Annotated in this window: 13 protein-coding genes and 2 tRNA genes; 4 read left to right on the top strand and 11 right to left on the bottom strand. The window is 69.3% G+C overall.

The window, feature by feature from the left end:
• Nucleotides 1-71 precede the first annotated feature (71 nt).
• Nucleotides 72-2693, bottom strand: a complete 2622-nt coding sequence (locus ACIOMQ_RS13755; protein ID WP_402189013.1) for a valine--tRNA ligase — start codon at nucleotides 2691-2693, stop codon at nucleotides 72-74.
• Between the two features lie 153 nt (nucleotides 2694-2846).
• Between ACIOMQ_RS13755 and ACIOMQ_RS13760 the strand changes: the two genes are divergently transcribed.
• Entirely contained in the window at nucleotides 2847-3839 is a 993-nt protein-coding gene (locus ACIOMQ_RS13760) for a hypothetical protein (RefSeq protein WP_362194890.1), read from the top strand.
• A 76-nt stretch (nucleotides 3840-3915) separates the two neighbouring features.
• Here the strand turns inward: ACIOMQ_RS13760 and clpX are convergent, their stop codons facing one another.
• The 5 genes from clpX to ACIOMQ_RS13785 form a co-directional block, all read right to left on the bottom strand.
• The gene (gene clpX, locus ACIOMQ_RS13765; RefSeq protein ID WP_362193931.1) at nucleotides 3916-5214 is read right to left on the bottom strand and encodes an ATP-dependent Clp protease ATP-binding subunit ClpX; all 1299 of its coding nucleotides are present in this window, start codon (nucleotides 5212-5214) and stop codon (nucleotides 3916-3918) included.
• Between the two features lie 157 nt (nucleotides 5215-5371).
• The gene (locus ACIOMQ_RS13770) at nucleotides 5372-6055 is read right to left on the bottom strand and encodes an ATP-dependent Clp protease proteolytic subunit (RefSeq protein WP_124717721.1); all 684 of its coding nucleotides are present in this window, start codon (nucleotides 6053-6055) and stop codon (nucleotides 5372-5374) included.
• Nucleotides 6056-6135: 80 nt separating this feature from the next.
• The gene (locus tag ACIOMQ_RS13775; RefSeq protein ID WP_176729207.1) at nucleotides 6136-6741 is read right to left on the bottom strand and encodes an ATP-dependent Clp protease proteolytic subunit; all 606 of its coding nucleotides are present in this window, start codon (nucleotides 6739-6741) and stop codon (nucleotides 6136-6138) included.
• A gap of 265 nt (nucleotides 6742-7006) precedes the next feature.
• Complete coding sequence (gene tig / locus ACIOMQ_RS13780; RefSeq protein WP_362193928.1) at nucleotides 7007-8404, bottom strand: trigger factor; 1398 nt, start codon at nucleotides 8402-8404, stop codon at nucleotides 7007-7009.
• A gap of 169 nt (nucleotides 8405-8573) precedes the next feature.
• Nucleotides 8574-8650, bottom strand: a tRNA-Pro gene (locus ACIOMQ_RS13785).
• A gap of 167 nt (nucleotides 8651-8817) precedes the next feature.
• On the opposite strand from ACIOMQ_RS13785, the gene ACIOMQ_RS13790 reads away from it, so the two are divergent.
• Nucleotides 8818-8891: transfer RNA gene (locus tag ACIOMQ_RS13790), tRNA-Gly, on the top strand.
• A 127-nt stretch (nucleotides 8892-9018) separates the two neighbouring features.
• Here the strand turns inward: ACIOMQ_RS13790 and ACIOMQ_RS13795 are convergent.
• Complete coding sequence (locus ACIOMQ_RS13795) at nucleotides 9019-9213, bottom strand: hypothetical protein (protein WP_362193925.1); 195 nt, start codon at nucleotides 9211-9213, stop codon at nucleotides 9019-9021.
• Between the two features lie 478 nt (nucleotides 9214-9691).
• On the opposite strand from ACIOMQ_RS13795, the gene ACIOMQ_RS13800 reads away from it, so the two are divergent.
• Nucleotides 9692-10846 carry an acyltransferase family protein gene (locus tag ACIOMQ_RS13800; RefSeq protein WP_401264120.1) on the top strand — a complete coding sequence of 385 codons (1155 nt, stop codon included), beginning with the start codon at nucleotides 9692-9694 and terminating at the stop codon, nucleotides 10844-10846.
• A 10-nt stretch (nucleotides 10847-10856) separates the two neighbouring features.
• On the opposite strand, the gene ACIOMQ_RS13805 is transcribed toward ACIOMQ_RS13800, so the two are convergent.
• Genes ACIOMQ_RS13805 through ACIOMQ_RS13815 form a run of 3 tightly spaced genes read right to left on the bottom strand, consistent with a single transcriptional unit; the run spans nucleotide 10857 to nucleotide 14698 of the window.
• On the bottom strand, nucleotides 10857-11363 hold the full coding sequence (locus tag ACIOMQ_RS13805; RefSeq protein WP_362193919.1) for an HD domain-containing protein: 507 nt from the start codon (nucleotides 11361-11363) through the stop codon (nucleotides 10857-10859).
• Nucleotides 11364-11372: 9 nt separating this feature from the next.
• Complete coding sequence (locus ACIOMQ_RS13810; protein ID WP_401753163.1) at nucleotides 11373-13853, bottom strand: FtsX-like permease family protein; 2481 nt, start codon at nucleotides 13851-13853, stop codon at nucleotides 11373-11375.
• A complete protein-coding gene (locus tag ACIOMQ_RS13815) occupies nucleotides 13853-14698 on the bottom strand; it encodes an ABC transporter ATP-binding protein (RefSeq protein WP_402189016.1) in 846 nt (281 codons plus the stop codon). Before ACIOMQ_RS13815 ends, ACIOMQ_RS13810 begins: the two co-directional genes overlap by 1 nt.
• A 341-nt stretch (nucleotides 14699-15039) precedes the next feature.
• Here ACIOMQ_RS13815 and ACIOMQ_RS13820 point away from each other — a divergent pair, with 341 nt between their 5' ends.
• A complete protein-coding gene (locus ACIOMQ_RS13820; protein ID WP_401753161.1) occupies nucleotides 15040-16242 on the top strand; it encodes a cation:proton antiporter in 1203 nt (400 codons plus the stop codon).
• A 223-nt stretch (nucleotides 16243-16465) separates the two neighbouring features.
• Here the strand turns inward: ACIOMQ_RS13820 and ACIOMQ_RS13825 are convergent, their stop codons facing one another.
• A complete protein-coding gene (locus ACIOMQ_RS13825) occupies nucleotides 16466-17611 on the bottom strand; it encodes a PP2C family protein-serine/threonine phosphatase (RefSeq protein WP_362193908.1) in 1146 nt (381 codons plus the stop codon).
• Nucleotides 17612-17701 lie beyond the last annotated feature (90 nt).

Consider the following 17701-nt stretch of genomic DNA (forward strand, 5'->3'; position numbering starts at 1 on the left):
TACGGCGGGGAACGGCGAAGCCCCCGTACTCCCGGCAGCGGGGGTACGGGGGCTTCGCCGTCGGCGGGTGATCAGCCCTGCGGCAGGTTCGCCAGCTGGCTGGTGATCCGCTCGATGTCCGCCTCGGCCTTGGCGAGCCGGCCGCGGATCTTGTCGACCACGTTGTCCGGGGCCTTGCCGAGGAACGCCTCGTTGGAGAGCTTGCCGTTGGCCTGGGCCTTCTCCTTCTCGGCGGCGCCCAGGTCCTTCGTCAGGCGCTTGCGCTCGGCCTCGACGTCGATCGTGCCGGACAGGTCGAGGGCGACCGTGGCACCGGCGACCGGCAGCGACGCGGTGGCGTGGAAGCCCTCCCCGGCGGGCTGCAGCCGCAGCAGCTGGCGGATGGCCGCCTCGTGCGGGGCGAGCGGGGTGCCGGTCAGGGTGAGCTCGGCCGGAACCTTCTGGCCGGGCTGCAGGCCCTGGTCGGAGCGGAACCGGCGGACCTCGGTGACGACCTGCTGGACGAGCCCGATCTCCTGCTCGGCCGCGTCGTCGCGGAAGCCGGAGTCGGTGGGCCAGTCGGCGACGACGACGGACTCCCGGCCGGTGAGCGCGGTCCAGAGCGTCTCCGTGACGAACGGGACGACCGGGTGCAGCAGCCGCAGCATCACGTCGAGGACCTCGCCGAGGACCCGGCCCGAGACCTCGGCCTGCCTGCCGCCCGCGAAGAACGTGGTCTTGGACAGCTCGACGTACCAGTCGAAGACCTCGTCCCACGCGAAGTGCCGGAGCGCCTCACTGAGCTTGGAGAACTGGAAGTCGTCGTAGTACGCGTCGACTTCGGCGACGGTCTTGCCCAGTCGCGACAGGATCCAGCGGTCGGTCACCGACATCTCGTCGGCCGAGGGCAGTTCGCCGTCGATCGTCGCGCCGTTCATCAGCGCGAAGCGCGTGGCGTTCCAGATCTTGTTGGCGAACTTGGCCGAGCCCTGGACCCATTCCTCGCCGATCGGGACGTCGGTGCCCGGGTTGGCACCGCGCGCCAGGGTGAAGCGCAGCGCGTCGGAGCCGTACTTGTCCATCCAGTCCAGCGGGTTGACGACATTGCCGAAGGACTTCGACATCTTCTTGCCGTGCTCGTCGCGGACCATGCCGTGCAGGACGACGGTCTCGAACGGCGGGACGCCGTCGTTGACGTACAGGCCGAACATCATCATCCGGGCGACCCAGAAGAAGAGGATGTCGTAGCCGGTGACCAGGACGGAGTTCGGATAGAACTTCGCGAGGCTGTCGGTCCGCTCCGGCCAGCCGAGGGTGGAGAACGGCCACAGGCCGGAGGAGAACCAGGTGTCCAGGACGTCGTGGTCCTGCGTCCAGCCCTCGCCCGTGGGGGCCTCGTCGTCCGGTCCGACACAGACGACCTCGCCGTTCGGGCCGTACCAGACGGGGATGCGGTGGCCCCACCAGAGCTGGCGCGAGATCGTCCAGTCGTGCAGGTTGTCGACCCAGTCGAAGTACCGCTTCTCCATCTCCTGCGGGTGGATCTTGACCTTGCCGTCGCGGACGGCGTCACCGGCCGCCTTGGCGAGCGGGCCGACCTTGACCCACCACTGGAGCGACAGGCGCGGCTCGACGGTCGTCTTGCAGCGCGAGCAGTGGCCGACGGAGTGGACGTACGGGCGCTTCTCGGCGACGATCCGGCCCTCGGCGCGCAGCGCGCCGACAATGGCGGACCGGGCCTCCAGACGGTCCAGTCCCTCGAAGGGTCCGGGGACGGTGATGACGGCGCGCTCGTCCATGACCGTGAGGAACGGCAGGTCGTGGCGCTTGCCGATCTCGAAGTCGTTCGGGTCGTGGGCGGGCGTGACCTTCACGGCGCCGGTGCCGAACTCCGGGTCGACGTGGTGGTCGGCGACGACGGGGATCGTGCGGTTGGTCAGCGGCAGCTTGATCTGCCTGCCGACCAGGTGCTTGTAGCGCTCGTCGTCGGGGTGGACGGCGACCGCGGTGTCACCGAGCATCGTCTCGGCGCGGGTCGTGGCGACGACGATGGTGTCGTCGCCCTCCCCGTACGTCATGGAGACGAGCTCGCCGTCGTCGTCCTGGTACTCGACCTCGATGTCGGAGATCGCGGTCAGACAGCGCGGGCACCAGTTGATGATGCGCTCGGCGCGGTAGATCAGCCCGTCGTCGTACATCTTCTTGAAGACGGTCTGGACGGCGGTGGACAGGCCCTCGTCCATGGTGAAGCGCTCACGGGACCAGTCGACGCCCTCACCGAGCCGGCGCATCTGGCCGGAGATCTGGCCGCCGGACTCGTTCTTCCACTTCCAGACGCGCTCGACGAACGCCTCGCGGCCCAGGTCGTGGCGGGACTTGCCCTCCTTGCCGAGCTCGCGCTCGACGACGTTCTGGGTGGCGATGCCGGCGTGGTCCATGCCGGGCTGGTACAGCGCCTCGAAACCCTGCATGCGCTTGCGGCGGACGAGGGCATCGATCAGCGTGTGCTCGAAGGCGTGCCCCAGGTGCAGGCTGCCCGTGACGTTCGGCGGCGGGATGACGATGGAGTACGGCGACTTGTCGCTGTGCTCGTCGGCCTCGAAGTAACCACGTTCTACCCAGCGCTCATACAGCTTCCCCTCTACCTCGGCCGGTGCGTACTGGGTCGGCAGTTCGGGGTTGCTGGCTGGCGTCTGCTGAGTGTTCTCGGTCACGGGGGACAGTTTAGGGCCGTCACAGTCGTGCACTGAAACGGGATTGTTGAGTAACGGTGTGCCTCCCGGTGCTCCACGCGGGTGGACCTTCCGTCAGGATGTTCGGAACGTATAAGCATTCCGATGAGCTTGACCGAACAGGGGACACCGCACATGAGCTACAACCAGCCGGGCCCGTACGGCGGGCAGCCTCCGCAGGGCCAGCCCGGACCGTACGGTGGCCAGCCGCCGCAGGGTCAGCCCGGCCCGTACGGCCAGCAGCCGGGCCCGTACGGCGGTCAGCCCCCGCAGGGCCAGCCCGGATACGGGTACCCGCAGCAGACCCCCCCGGGTGTCCCTCCGCAGCAGCCGCCCCAGCCGGGCTACGGCTACCCCCAGGCCCAGCAGCCGGGCCCGTACGGCCAGCAGCCGCCCACTCCCCCGTACGGCGGCCCGCAGTACGGCGGCCAGCCCCCGTTCCCCCCGGCCCAGCCGAAGAAGAAGACCGGCCTGATCATCGGCGGCGCGGTCGTGGCACTGGCGGTCATCGCGGGCGGGGTGTACTTCCTGACGTCGGGCGGGGGCAGCTCGGTTGCCGACGACGGAAAGACGTACAAGCTGACGACGCCGGAGACGGTGATCGACGGGACGTACAAGAAGGCCTCCGCCCAGAGCGGCGATGAGCCCGAGATGTCGTCCAGCGACATCAAGGAGGCCGAGAAGTGGGGAGTGAAGAACCCCAAGAACGTCAACGGCAGTTACCAGGCCGGCGAGGCCGCCTCTCAGAAGATGTTGCAGTTCAACGGCGTCTATGGGGACATCGACGACCCCGAGAAGGTCGTGGATGCCATGTTCGCCAACGCCAAGTCCGAGGCGAGCAAGGACAAGGAAAACGGGGGCGAGCTCGTCGGCAGCCCGCAGGCCTTCACTCCGCCGGGGTTCGAGAACGGGGTCCTGAAGTGCCAGGAGGCCAAGGTCGATTCGAGCACCACCGGTAGCACCAAGTCGCTCAGCCTTCCCATCTGCATCTGGGGCGACCACAGCACGCTGGTCTACGTCATGAACATGGACATGGCGGCCCTGATGACCGGCAAGGCCATCTCGCTGGACGAGGCAGCCAACACCGCGGCTAAGCTCCGCAACGACGTCCGCGTCGAGGTCAAGTAACTCGCCCGGAACACCGGAAGGGGCGCCCCGCCAGTTCAACTGGCAGGGCGCCCCTTCCGTCTGTGTTCGTCTGCCGCTACGCGGACTTCTCGTGCCGCCCGCCGTCGCCCTTGCCGATGGTCCGCGGCTCGCGCGGGACCAGCGTCGGGTTCACGTTGTTGCGGACGACGTCCGCCGTGATGACGACGCGGGCGACGTCCTTGCGGGACGGCACCTCGTACATCACGGACTGGAGGACCTCCTCCATGATGGCCCGCAGGCCACGCGCCCCGGTGCCGCGCAGGATCGCCTGGTCGGCGATGGCCTCCAGGGCCGGGCGGTCGAAGTCCAGCTCGACACCGTCGAGTTCGAACAGTCGTTGATACTGCTTCACCAGCGCGTTGCGCGGCTCGACGAGGATCTGCAGCAGCGCCTCGCGGTCCAGGTTGTGGACCGAGGTGAGGACGGGCAGCCGGCCGATGAACTCCGGGATCATCCCGAACTTCACCAGGTCCTCCGGCATGACCTCCTGGAACTGGTCGCTCGCCTCGATCTCGCGCTTGGAGCGGATCGTCGCGCCGAAGCCGATGCCCTTGGCACCCGCCCGCGACTCGATGATCTTCTCCAGGCCGGAGAAGGCGCCGCCCACGATGAACAGCACGTTCGTCGTGTCGATCTGGATGAACTCCTGGTGCGGGTGCTTCCGGCCGCCCTGCGGCGGTACGGAGGCGGTGGTGCCCTCCAGGATCTTCAGCAGGGCCTGCTGGACGCCCTCGCCGGAGACATCGCGGGTGATCGACGGGTTCTCGCTCTTGCGGGCGACCTTGTCGATCTCGTCGATGTAGATGATCCCGGTCTCGGCCTTCTTGACGTCGTAGTCCGCGGCCTGGATCAGCTTCAGCAGGATGTTCTCGACGTCCTCACCGACATAGCCGGCCTCCGTCAGCGCCGTCGCGTCGGCGATGGCGAACGGGACGTTGAGCATGCGGGCCAGCGTCTGCGCGAGCAGCGTCTTGCCGGAGCCCGTGGGGCCCAGCAGCAGGATGTTGGACTTGGCCAGTTCGATGGCGTCGTCGCGGCCCTGCGCACCACCGTTCTCGCCCGCCTGGACCCGCTTGTAATGGTTGTACACAGCGACCGAGAGGGCCTTCTTCGCGGGCTCCTGCCCGACGACGTACCCCTCGAGGAACTCGTAGATCTCGCGCGGCTTGGGGAGTTCCTCCCACCGGACCTCGGAGGTCTCCGCGAGCTCCTCCTCGATGATCTCGTTGCAGAGATCGATGCACTCGTCGCAGATGTACACACCGGGTCCCGCGATGAGCTTCTTCACCTGCTTCTGGCTCTTTCCACAGAACGAGCACTTGAGCAGGTCGCCGCCATCACCGATGCGTGCCACGAGGTGCTTCCCCTTCGCCTGGGAGCAGCTTGGTTCAGCGGCTCCTGGTGCCTCTATCCGACGGTACCTTGCCTTGCCCCCCGTTCGGGCCCCCCTTGGCACGGTTCACACGGCCGAGACCGGACAAACCCTGCGTGCCAAGGGGTGAAGGCCGACGTCAGGCGGCCGCTCCGGCCGCGCTCTTGCGGGTCGAGACGATCTGGTCGACGAGACCGTAGGCGAGGGCGTCCTCGGCGGTCAGGATCTTGTCGCGCTCGATGTCGTCGCGGATCTTGTCGATCGGCGTGGTGGAGTGCTTGGCCAGCATCTCCTCCAGCTGGGTGCGCATCCGCAGGATCTCGTTGGCCGCGATCTCCAGGTCGGAGAGCTGCTCACGGCCGGTCTGCGAGGACGGCTGGTGGATCAGCACCCGGGCGTTGGGCAGCGCCATCCGCTTGCCGGGCGTACCCGCGGCGAGCAGCACGGCCGCGGCGGAGGCCGCCTGGCCCATGCAGACCGTCTGGATGTCCGGCTTCACGAACTGCATCGTGTCGTAGATCGCGGTGAGCGCGGTGAACGAGCCGCCGGGGCTGTTGATGTAGATCGAGATGTCCCGGTCCGGGTCCATCGACTCCAGGCACAGCAGCTGCGCCATGACGTCGTTGGCGGAGGCGTCGTCGATCTGCACGCCGAGGAAGATCACGCGCTCCTCGAAGAGCTTCGCGTACGGGTCGTACTCGCGCACGCCCTGAGAGGTGCGCTCCACGAAGCGCGGCACGATGTATCGGTTGTCCACCTGCGGGCCGGTGTAGAGGCCGCTCGCGGAGGCGCCGGGGAAGTTGTTCATGTGGGTGTTCACCATCCTGGTGGCGTTCTGTGGCTGGGTGTCTCGGCGTACGAGAGGTGCGCGGGGCGGTGGGGCCGGATCCGGTGGGTACCGGATCAGGCGCCGGTGCCGCCGCCGCCCGGAACGCCCGATGCGATCGTGATGATCTCGTCGATGAGGCCGTACTCCTTGGCCTCTTCCGCGGTGTACCAGCGGTCGCGGTCGCCGTCGCGGATGATCGTCTCGACGGTCTGGCCGGAGTGGCGGGCGGTGATCTCCGCCATCCGCTGCTTGGTGCGCAGCAGGTACTGGGCCTGGATCTTGATGTCCGAGGCCGTACCGCCGATGCCGGCCGAACCCTGGTGCATGAGGATGTCGGTGTTCGGGAGCGCGAAGCGCTTGCCCGCGGTGCCGCCGGTGAGCAGGAACTGGCCCATCGATGCCGCCATGCCCATGCCGATGGTGACCACGTCGTTCGGGATGTACTGCATGGTGTCGTAGACCGCCATGCCGGCCGTCACCGAACCGCCGGGGCTGTTGATGTAGAGGTAGATGTCCTTGTCCGGCTCGGCGGCAAGGAGAAGCAGCTGCGCCGTGATCTTGTTGGCGATCTCATCGTCGACCTGCTGCCCGAGGAAGATGATGCGTTCGCCGAGCAGTCGGCTGTAGACCTGGTCACCGAGGCCTCCACCGAGGGACGGCTCTCCGGCGGCGTAGGGCATCAGATTCGTCACGTATCCACCTGCTCGTCTCTGACGGCTCCGGCCGTCTCAGCGTCTTCGTACCGGGTGGGCGGGGGCTCCCCTGCCCTTCCTATTCATGGACCCTAACGCGCAGGTGGGACAACGCCATCCCGCTTCCGCAACTGTTCGCTGGGAGCGCAAGCTCCGCAGTCCGCACAAGGGTTGTGGGGCACCGTACGCCATACGACGACGGGCTCCGAACGCCACAGCGTCCGGAGCCCGTCGTACGGGTTCAGCGCGAGGCTCAGGCCTCGTTCTTCTCCTCGACGGCGTCGGCAACGGCCTCGGCGGAGCCGTCGGCGGCCTCGACCGTCTCGATGGCCTCTTCCTCGTCGTCCTCCAGCTCGACGGGCTCGCCGTTGGTGTCGACGACCTTGGCGGCCTCGACGACCACGGCCAGCGCCTTGCCGCGGGCGACCTCGCCGACGAGCATCGGCACCTGGCCGCCCTCGACGACGGCCTGGGCGAACTGGTCGGGGCTCATGCCGGAGGAAGCAGCGCGCCGCATGAGGTGCTCGGTGAGCTCCTCCTGGTTGACGTTCAGCTTCTCCTTGTTGACGATCTCGTCCAGGAGGAACTGGGTCTTGATGCCCTTGACCGCCTGCTCGGAGGTCTCGGCCTCGAACTCCTCGGCCGTCTTGCCCTGGATCTCCAGGTACTTGTCGAGGGTCAGACCCATCTGACCGAGCTGGTGGTGCTCCAGGTTGTGCTTGCGGGTCTGGACCTCGTCCGCGAGCAGCTTCTCCGGGATCGGGACCTCGGCGAGCTTCAGCAGCTCGTCCAGGACGCGCTCCTGGGCCTGGGTGGCCTGGTCGTACTGCTTGGTGCTCTCAAGGCGCTTGCGGCTGTCCGCCTTCACCTCGTCGAGGGTGTCGAACTCGCTCGCCATCTGGGCGAACTCGTCGTCCAGCTCGGGGAGCTCACGGGCGGCGACGGCGGTGACCTTGACGGTGACCTCGGCCTCCTTGCCCTCGGCCGAGCCGCCCTTCAGCTCGGAGGTGAAGGTGGCCTCGCCACCCGCCTCCAGGCCGGTGACGGCGGCGTCGATGCCGTCGAGGAGCTCGCCGGAGCCGATGGTGTACGAGACACCCTCGGCCACGCCGTCCTCCAGGACCTCGCCGTCGACCTTGGCCTGCAGGTCGATCGTCACGACGTCGCCCTCGGCGGCGGCGCGCTCGACCGGGTTGGTGGAGGCGAAGCGCTCACGGAGCTGCTCCACGGCCTTCTCGACGTCCTCGTCGCTGACCTCAAGGGCGTCGACGGTGACCTCGATGCCGGAGTAGTCCGGAATCTCGATCTCGGGGCGTACGTCAACCTCGGCGGTGAAGGCCAGCAGTTCGCCGTCCTTCAGCTCGGTGATGTCCACCTCGGGCTGGCCGAGGACGTTGAGCTCACCCTCGTTGACAGCCTCGGTGTAGAACTTCGGGAGCGCGTCGTTGACGGCCTCCTCCAGCACCGCACCGCGGCCGAACCGCTGGTCGATGACCCGGGCGGGGATCTTGCCCTTGCGGAAGCCCTTCACCGTGACCTGCTGGTTGATCTTCTTGTACGCCGCGTCGAGGCTGTCCTTGAGCTCCTCGAAGGGCACCTCGACAGTGAGCCGAACCCGGGTCGGGTTCAGGGTCTCCACGGCGCTCTTCACGGTTCGGTCTCCTTGTGGCTGACTTCTTGGGGTTCTGCTCCGCCGCACGGTTGGCGGCTTCGCGGACCGAGCCCGGTACATCAGACACACGGGCACGCATTTTGCATAGTAACGGCAAGGAGAGGGACTCCCACAATGCGCTCTCGCCGATGGTCTGCGATCTTGCCGATGGTCGGGGTGGCCGGATTCGAACCGACGACCTTCCGCTCCCAAAGCGGACGCGCTACCAAGCTGCGCCACACCCCGTCGGTGCGACACGTAGGGTACATGCAGACAGGCGGTGCATCCGCCGCTTCGCGCGGCCCGCACCGGACGCGGCACCGGGTGACTCGGATCGGGTGTGCGGACAGCGCCCGCGACCCGCTACGATGCTTCTCGTTGCCGCCGGTCCCCGGACCTGCGGTGCAGTGCTTGCGGGCGTAGCTCAATGGTAGAGCCCTAGTCTTCCAAACTAGCTACGCGGGTTCGATTCCCGTCGCCCGCTCCATGCTTGGGCCCGGTCCGACGAATTACTCGTCGGACCGGGCCCTTTGCGTTCTGCCCGTGCTCCGCCGGGCGCGCGCCGACGGGCCTCCCGCACCGGGTGCGGGACGCCGGCCGGCCCGGGGGCCGGCTCAGAAGGTGATCTGGTTGATGGTCTCCGCTATGGAGTTCATGAACTTGTTGATCGACGGCGCCATGCCGGTCGACGCCAGGAAGAAGCCGAAGAGCACCGCGACGATCGCGGGTCCGGCCTTGATGGAGCCGCCTCGGATCAGGACCACCAGGACGATCGCCAACAGAACCACCACAGACAGTGAAATGGCCACAACTGATCACACCCTCGGTCGGTCCGCCTTGCCGGCCCGGAGGTGTGCGGCCGAGCACGCCTCCGTTCCGTCCATCGTGCCACCAACTCCCCTGTGGTCGCTGCCGGGTGACGGATCGAAGTGACTGGATCGCGCCATCCTTGCGCCCCGCGTGCGCCCCGGGGCGCACAAGTGCACCCGGGTGCTCACAGAGCTCGCCGATGTCCCGCACGCCTGTGAGTGAACTGTGAATAAAACAATCACAAGAACGTTCGACCGTGATGGTTTCCATATCCGCACACTTCATCCACATGCAATTCCAAGGAATCCGTGCGATGAAATTCACCCACCTCAACCGCCTGCCGATATGCACCATTTAATGTGGATGAATCTGGGCATAGCGGTCAGTTCTTGGCGGTTTCGCTTTTGAATGGACGCGAACATAAAATATCTGTGAGCGGTTTTACGAATTACAATCGAGCCGTCTAAGGTGCCTTAGATGTTCCCCGCTCCGAACGTATTTCAGAGGGCCCCGCTCCCATCAGCGACCCGGGAGTCGGAGCCCAGACACCAAGGGACGACGACCGCCACCGCGGCATCCCCCGCACCGGTGGCGAACAAGCCTCCGGCGGCCGCGCCGGCGAAGAGGCGCGACGCCTACTTCGACAACGCCAAATATCTGGCCATCGTGCTCGTCGCGGTGGCGCACGCCTGGGAACCGGTCATGGACGGCAGCCGGACCACCCGCGCGCTGTACATGGTGGCGTACACCTTTCACATGCCGGCCTTCATCATCGTCTCCGGCTATTTCTCCCGCTCCTTCGACCTGTCCGCCGCCAAGGTGAAACGCCTGGTCACCGGCGTCGCCGTGCCCTACGTGGTGTTCGAGACGGCGTATTCGCTGTTCAAGCGGTACGCGGACGGCTCGCCCGATCAGCCGATCAGCCTGCTCGACCCCTGGTATCTCACCTGGTTCCTGGCCGCGCTGTTCATCTGGCGGCTCACCACACCGCTGTGGCAGGCCCTGCGCCATCCACTGCCGGTGGCGCTCGTCATCGCCGTACTCGCCTCGTTCTCCTCGACGATCGGCGACGATCTCGATCTCCAGCGGGTTCTGCAGTTCCTGCCGTTCTTCGTGCTGGGACTCCAGCTGAAACCCGAGCACTTCCAGCTGGTCCGCCGACGAGAGGTGCGGATCTGCGCGCTGCCGCTGTTCGCCGGGGCCCTGGCGTTCGCGTACTGGGTGGCGCCGCGGATGCAGCTGGGCTGGTTCTACCGCAGCAACAGCGCGCCGGAGATGGGCGCACCGTGGTGGTCCGGTGCCGTGATGACGCTGGCGATGTTCGGCTGCGCGCTGCTGCTCACCATCGGGTTCCTGTCCTGGGTGCCGCGCCGGCCCATGTGGTTCACCGTGCTCGGCGCCGGGACCATCTGCGGCTACCTGCTGCACGGGTTCCTGATCAAGGGCGCCGAGTACGCCGGGGTCTTCGACTCCTGCGACTGGCTCTCGGCGCCCGCCGGCCTGGTCCTGGTCTCGCTCGTCGCGGCCGGCGCGGTGACGCTGATGTGTACGCCTCCTGTACGCAGAGTGCTGCGCGTGGTGACCGAGCCGGAGATGGACTGGGCGTTCCGGCGGGACGCGTCCACACGCTGATCCGGGTGGTTCAGTCCCCCGCCGGGTTGGCTTGAACCGATTGCTCGGCGGGCGCTTCACCTGGGGCGAGTCCGAGCAGCCGCCGTACCTGCGCATACTTCTCGGCCAGTCGGGTACGGGTCGCCGGTTCCAGTACGGCGAGCCGGGCCGGGTCGGCGTTGTGCGCCAGGTCGGACTCCTTGATCAGCAGGGCGCCCGGGGTGTCGAGGATGCGCCGGGTGTACGCGACGAGGTCCTCGCCGTCACGTCTGGTGACGGCGAGGACCATGTCCTTGACGCTCTGCGGCAGCGCGGCGCCGGCCAGCCACTGCGCCGACAGCACGTCGTCCTCGACGGCGTCGTGCAGCCAGGCCGCGGCGATCTGCTCGTCGCTGCCGCCCCGGGCGCGTACGCCTTCGGCGACGGCGGCGAGGTGCTCGGTGTACGGGCGTCCCGCCTTGTCCCGCTGGCCGGCGTGCGCCTCACGGGCGATGGCCACTACTTCGGCCAGGGTCAGCTGTGTGTGTGGAGTGGGCATGGCCCGACTCTACGGACGGGCTGCCGTCCTGCGCAGGGCCCCACGGGCCGGGACCGTCACGGCCGCGAGGCCGAGCCCGATGGTGGCGGCGACGAAGGATCCGTACAACACCGGTGGGATGTAAGGCGATTCGCCCGTCAGGCCCTTCATCATCGGGACGAGTGTGGCCAGTGCGATGGCGGTGCCGAGCGCGGCCCCGGCCACCGTGACGAGGAGCGCCTCCCAGCGGATCATGCCCATGACCTGGCGGCGGGTGGAGCCGACGAGGCGGAGCATGGTCAGCTCACGGCGCCGGTCGAGGACGGTCATCACCAGGGTGTTGACGGCGGCGACGGCGGCGAATCCACCGAGGACCGCGGCCATGACGGTGTTGGCCCAGGCGTTGAGCTCACGGTTCTGGTCCTGTGCGGCGGCGTAGCCGGAGCGGTCGGTGACGGTGCCGAGCGCGGCGAGCTTCTGTGCGGCGGCGGGGGTGGCCCGTACCAGCAGGTCGGAGGAGTACGGGGAGGTGACGTGGGTCTTCAGGTCGGTGGCGGGCAGCGTGACGAGGCTGGTGCCCAGACCGCGGCCGTAGACGGCGACGATCTTCGGTGACGCCTCGGTGCCGTCCGGGAGGCGCAGGGTCAGCCGGTCACCGGTGCCGCGCTTCGCGGAGCCGGCGAGGCTGGTGTCGATGGCGACGGTGCCGGGCCGCAGGCCGGTCAGCGATCCGGTCCGGACGTCGAGGTCCAGGACCTTGGCGAGGTCGCCGCCGGAGCCGGTGATCCCCTGGGCGGAGGTGGTCTGGAGCCTCCGGTCCCCGCCCGACCCGGTGGGCACCAGGACGGAGCCGCGGAGCAGCCCGACGGCGGCCGTGACACCGGGTGTGGCGGCGGCCCGCTCGGTCGCGTCGGAGGCGAGTCCGCCCGGGGCGGAGACGATGTGGTCGGCGGTGACGGCGTCGCGCTGCTGGTGTGCGATCACCCGGTTCTCGCTGGTGTGCATGAAGACGAGCGTGGAGGAGAAGGCCATGGCGAGCACGATCGGGGTGATCGCGGAGGCCAGGCGGCGCGAGTTCGTCCGGGAGTTGGCGGCGGCCAGCGAGCCCGACGCGCCTGCGGCGCGCAGTGGGAGGCCGATGACGGCGGCGCAGATCCGGGCGATCAGCGGGCCGAGCAGGCCGACGGCGAGCATGAAGAACATGACGACGCCGAGTGCGGCGTTCGCCGAGTCCTCGCCGCTCGAGGACGCGGCGACGCCCGCGAAAGCCACGCCTCCGACGAGGGCGGCGATGCCGAGCGGGGTGCGGATCCAGCCGAACGCGGGGCGTTCCACCGCGGACTCGGCGAGGGCCAGCCCCGGCTTGGTCTTCGACGGTCGGCGGGCGGCGAAGTATCCGGCGCTCAGCGCGGTGAGCATCGTGGTGGCCGCCGCGACGGTCAGCGGCAGCCAGGACACCCGCAGCGCGACGGCTTCGGGGATGGCTCCCTTGTCCTGGAGCTGCCCGAACCACCAGTGGGCCAGGGCGATTCCGGGCAGGCAGCCGAGCACTCCGGCGAGCGGTGCGACGAGCAGGGATTCGGTGGCGATGGTGCGGCGCAGCTGGCGCGGGGTGGCGCCGATGGCGCGCAGCAGGGCGAACTCGCGGCTGCGCTGGCCGACGGAGAGGGCGACCGTACCGGCGGCGGTGAAGACGGCGACCATGGTGGCGACGCCGCCGAAGGAGCCGCCGAGGCCCTCGAGGACTTCCTGGGCGCCCGCGAGACCCGCGTCCTCGACGGCGCCCCGGCCGTCACCGGTGTGGACCTTGGCTCCGGCGGTGTGGCCGACGGACTTGCGTACCTGGTCGGCGAGGGCGTCGGTGGAGGTGCCACGGGCGGCGAGCACGGCGATGGCGTCGACCCGCCCGGGGTGGCCGGAGAGCTGTACGGCCTGCCGGTCGGCGAACCAGACGGTGGCTTCGGTGGCGGTGGTGCCCGCGACGCGGAACTCCCTTACGCCCGCGGGGGTGTCGAGGGTGATCTTCTCGCCGACCCGGGCCCCGGTGCCGGTGGGGACGACGACTTCGCCGGTCCCGGGCGCCTCGCCGGTGAGCGGTCGCGTACCGGTGAGAACGGTGGAGCCCCAGCCGTGAGCGGTGAGGGGGGTGCCGTCCTGCCGTACGGAGTAGCTGACGTCCCCGATCGCGGCCGCCGCGCCGGGCGCCGAGGCGGCCTTGCCCACCAGGGATTCGGGGAGCCGCGCGGTGTCCGGTACGGGGGTGGCGTCGTCGTGCGCGCCCTTGCCGCTGCCGACCGTCGTGTGGACCCGCTGGTCGGCGGCGACGACCACGGGCGCCTTGGCGTAGCGCTCCGCCGGTACGGAGGCGCGCAGGCCGGTCTCCAGCAGGATGCCGCAGGCGGAGACGATCGCCGCGGCCAGCAGGAGCGCGACGAAGGTCCCGACGAACGACGCGGGTTTGAAGCGGACGGCCGCGCGGGCGAGGCCGTTCGGGACGTGCGGGGTGAACATCAGGCTGCTGCTCCTGCGTGGGCGGGGGCGGTGCGGGCGGTCAGCGCGGTCATCCGGGCGGCGATCTGCGCGGGGGAGGCGCGCGGCAGGCTGTCCGCGATCGCCCCGTCGGCGAGGAAGAGCACCCGGTCCGCGTAGGCGGCGGCCGCCGGGTCGTGGGTGACCATGACGACGGTGGCGCCGAGGCTGTCGACCGCGTGCCGGAGCAGGGTGAGGATCTCGGCCGCGGTGGTGGTGTCGAGGGCGCCGGTCGGTTCGTCGGCGAAGATCACATCGGGCCGGGTGACCAGGGCGCGGGCGACGGCGACGCGCTGCTGCTGGCCACCGGAGAGCTGGCCGGGGCGGCGGTCTCCCTTGTCGCCGAGGCCGACCCGGGTGAGCATCTCGGCGGCTTCGCGGCGGCCGCGGGCGGAGCCGGGGCGCTGTCCGGCCAGGCGCATGGGCAGGACGACGTTCTGCTCGACCGTGAGGGACGGGAGCAGGTTGAAGGCCTGGAAGACGAAGCCGAGGCGGGTGCGGCGCAGCTCGGTGAGCCGGTTCTCGCTCATGCCGGTGATCTCCGTGCCGCCGAGGCGTACGGAGCCCTCGGTGGGGCGGTCGAGTCCCGCCGCGCACTGCAGGAAGGTCGACTTCCCGGAGCCCGAGGGGCCCATGACGGCGGTGAAAGTGGCGCGCGGGAGGTCGAGGTCGATGCCCCGCAGGGCATGGACGGCGGAGCCGCCGCGACCGTACTGCCTGCGGACGCCACGCAGCTCGACGGCGAGATCCGGGTGGCCGGGCCCCCGGTGGAGGTCCGCCGTGTACTGCCTGTCCTGCGCGCCCTGCTTGGTGCGTCGCAGCCCCATGGTGTCCGCCTTCCGTTGTTCGCCGGCAGGTTCTCCGGCCGGTAACCCGAACGTACGGATCACGGGCGGGTCCGGACCATGGCGGCTGCTGGCGGATCGGGGGTGGGGCAAACCCCAGGGTGACGCGGGGGCAGGCAGAACTCCGGGTGGCGCCGGGGCGGGCGGATCCGGGGTGCCGGGGTGCTGCCGGGGCGGGCGGAGCCGGGGTGCTGCCGGGGTGTCGCCGGAGGGACACACTTGCAACGTCAATCATTCGGTAAACTAATTACTGACGATTTCTTGACGCGCTCTTGACCGACTGAAGGATCAGGCTCATCGGACACACAGACACGCTCATCGCCATGGGCGGCGCCTTTCTCGCCGCCGCCGTACTCGCCCGCGTCGGCAGCCGCATCGGACTGCCGACCATCCCCCTGTTCATCCTGGCCGGAATCCTGCTCGGCCCGCACACGCCCGGCATCGTGCTCGTCGCCGACCCGCACGACCTGGAGATGCTCTCCGCACTCGGCCTGGTGCTGCTGCTCTTCTACCTCGGCCTCGAATTCCATCTCGACGACCTCAAGGCCGGCGGCCGCAAGATGGCCCTCGCCGGTGGCGCCTATCTCGCCCTGAACGTCGGTGCCGGGCTCGGCTTCGGCTTCGCGCTGGGCTGGGGCACGTCCGAAGCGCTGGTCCTCGCCGGTGTGCTGGGCATCTCGTCGTCGGCCATCGTCACCAAGGTCCTGGTCGACCTGGGCCGGATCGGCAATCCGGAGACCAAGCCGATCCTCGGCATCATCGTCGTCGAGGACGTGTTCCTCGCCCTCTACCTGGCCGCCCTCCAGCCGATCCTGTCGGGCGCCGACAGCCTCTCCGCCGCGGCGGTCGACGGCGGAAAGGCCTTCGGGTTCCTGCTGCTGCTCGCCCTGATAGCCCGGTTCGGGACCAGGGCCATCGGCAAGCTGATCAGCACCCGTGACGACGAACTCCTCGTCATCTCCTTCCTCGGCGCCGCGGTCTTCGTGGCGGGGGTCTCGGAGTGGTTCGGGGTCGCGGACGCGATCGGCGCCTTCATGGTCGGCCTGATGCTCGGCAGCACGTCGTCCGGCGAACGCATCCTCAAACTGGTCCACCCGCTGCGGGACGCCTTCGGGGCGATCTTCTTCTTCGCCTTCGGCCTCTCCATCGACCCGGGCGATCTGCCGACCGTGCTGTGGCCGGTGCTGGCCGCCGTCGCGGTGACCCTCGCGATGAACGTCCTCGCCGGGCTCGCCGCCGCCAAGGTGTACGCGTTCGGCCCGCGGGCCACGGCGAACATCTCCACCACGCTGGTGGCCCGCGGCGAGTTCGCCCTGATCCTCGCCACGATGGCGGCGGCCGCGGGGCTGGACGAACGGCTCTCCCCGTTCATCGCGGGCTATGTACTCGTCCTCGCGGTCCTCGCACCGCTGGCCGCCGGGAGATCCCACTGGCTGGCCCGCATCCTGCCAGGCGGGCGGGACCGGGGCGAGGACGGCGGCCGCGGCAGCAGCAGCGGCGCCGGACAGATCTCGGTCCCGGCCTGAGCCGTCGGCCGGCCTGCCGGGGTACGAGGGCGGAGCGTCGCGTGAGCCCTCGTACCCCGGCAGGCGGATGACCCACGATCCGGTGACGGACCGCTCCCCGTTGACGTACGCCCGGTTCGAGTCGTTTGCGCAGAGTTCAGGATGCCCGAGCTGTTTATGTGCGTTTCAGGATGCCCGAGCTATTTACGTACGGTTCAGGATGTCCGAGCCGTTTGCGTACGGTTCAGGATGTACGCGACAGCAGCAGCAGCGCCCGGTCGTCGTTGACGTCCTTGGCGCATGCCTCGATCAGATGCCAGGCCGCACCCTCGAAGCCGGTGACGACATAGCGGTCGGCCTCGCCGGTCAGCCGGTCGATGCCCTCCGCGATATCGCGGTCGGACGCCTCCACCAGACCGTCCGTGAACAGCATCAGCACGTCGCCGGGGGCGAGCGAGCCCTTCACCGCGTCGAACTCCGCCCCGTCGTACACCCCGAGCAGCGGGCCCTCCGCGGCCTTCTCCTCCCACTGGCCGCTGCCCGAGTGGAGTTGCAGGGCCGGCGGGTGACCCGCCGAGAGGAGTTCGTAGTCGCCCGATTCGAGGTCCAGGACCAGATGGATCGAGGTGGCGAAACCCTCGTCCCAGTCCTGGCGCAGCAGATAGCCGTTGGCCGCCGGGAGGAAGCCGTGCGGGGGCAGCGAGCCGAGGAGGCCGCCGAAGGCACCGGACAGCAGCAGGGCTCGGGAGCCCGCGTCCATGCCCTTGCCCGAGACATCGGTGAGCACGGCCTCCAGGGTCCGCCCGCCGTTGGTACGGGCCGCGACGACGAAGTCGCCCGAGAAGGACTGCCCGCCCGCCGGGCGCAGCGCCATCTCGCGGTGCCAGCCCTGCGGCAGCCGGGGCAGGGCGCTCTGCACCCTGATGCGTTCGCGCAGGTCGAAGAGCATGGTGCCGCCGCGCCGCCACGGCACACCGACCCTGGCCCGGAACTGGGCGAGGATCAGCCCGAAGAAGCCGCAGGCCGCGACCACCAGGACGACGCCGGGCGTCACCCGGGCCGGGCCGTCCTGGTACGGGCCGAGTCCGAGCGACTCCACGATCAGGGCGGTGGCGGCGGCCGCGTACAGCCCCAGCAGGCTCGCGGGCCGCAGCAGCAGGCCGCCCGCGACGATCGGCAGGACGAGCGCGGCCGGTGAGCACCACATCGGGGTGAGCAGGGTGGCGCAGGTGATGGCCGGAATGGTGAGCAGCAGACCGACCAGCGCGATCCAGTCCGATCCGTCGCCGCGGAAGTAGTCGACACCGGATTTGCGCAGCGCGATGCGTGCCCGGTGCGCCGATTTCCGCAATCGGGCCGGGTACGTGTCTGCTCCTGCGCGACGGGCCATTGCGGGGACCTTATCCACCCGACGGCCTCCGGTGCAGGGGGACCCCGTGACAATGCGTTCGAAATCGGGTCGCCCCGCCGTCCTGCCCCC

The sequence above is a fragment of the Streptomyces sp. NPDC087845 genome (assembly GCF_044742755.1).
In the GTDB taxonomy this organism is placed as follows: domain Bacteria; phylum Actinomycetota; class Actinomycetes; order Streptomycetales; family Streptomycetaceae; genus Streptomyces.

Coding starts and splice junctions, on each gene's coding strand:
- ACIOMQ_RS13760 (WP_362194890.1), top strand. CDS start 2,847: ATGAGCTACAACCAGCCGGGCCCGTACGGCGGGCAGCCTCCGCAGGGC.
- ACIOMQ_RS13810 (WP_401753163.1), bottom strand. CDS start 13,853: ATGTTCACCCCGCACGTCCCGAACGGCCTCGCCCGCGCGGCCGTCCGC.
- ACIOMQ_RS13825 (WP_362193908.1), bottom strand. CDS start 17,611: ATGGCCCGTCGCGCAGGAGCAGACACGTACCCGGCCCGATTGCGGAAA.
- ACIOMQ_RS13775 (WP_176729207.1), bottom strand. CDS start 6,741: ATGCCCTACGCCGCCGGAGAGCCGTCCCTCGGTGGAGGCCTCGGTGAC.
- ACIOMQ_RS13770 (WP_124717721.1), bottom strand. CDS start 6,055: ATGGTGAACACCCACATGAACAACTTCCCCGGCGCCTCCGCGAGCGGC.
- ACIOMQ_RS13815 (WP_402189016.1), bottom strand. CDS start 14,698: ATGGGGCTGCGACGCACCAAGCAGGGCGCGCAGGACAGGCAGTACACG.
- ACIOMQ_RS13820 (WP_401753161.1), top strand. CDS start 15,040: ATGGGCGGCGCCTTTCTCGCCGCCGCCGTACTCGCCCGCGTCGGCAGC.
- ACIOMQ_RS13800 (WP_401264120.1), top strand. CDS start 9,692: ATGTTCCCCGCTCCGAACGTATTTCAGAGGGCCCCGCTCCCATCAGCG.
- ACIOMQ_RS13805 (WP_362193919.1), bottom strand. CDS start 11,363: ATGCCCACTCCACACACACAGCTGACCCTGGCCGAAGTAGTGGCCATC.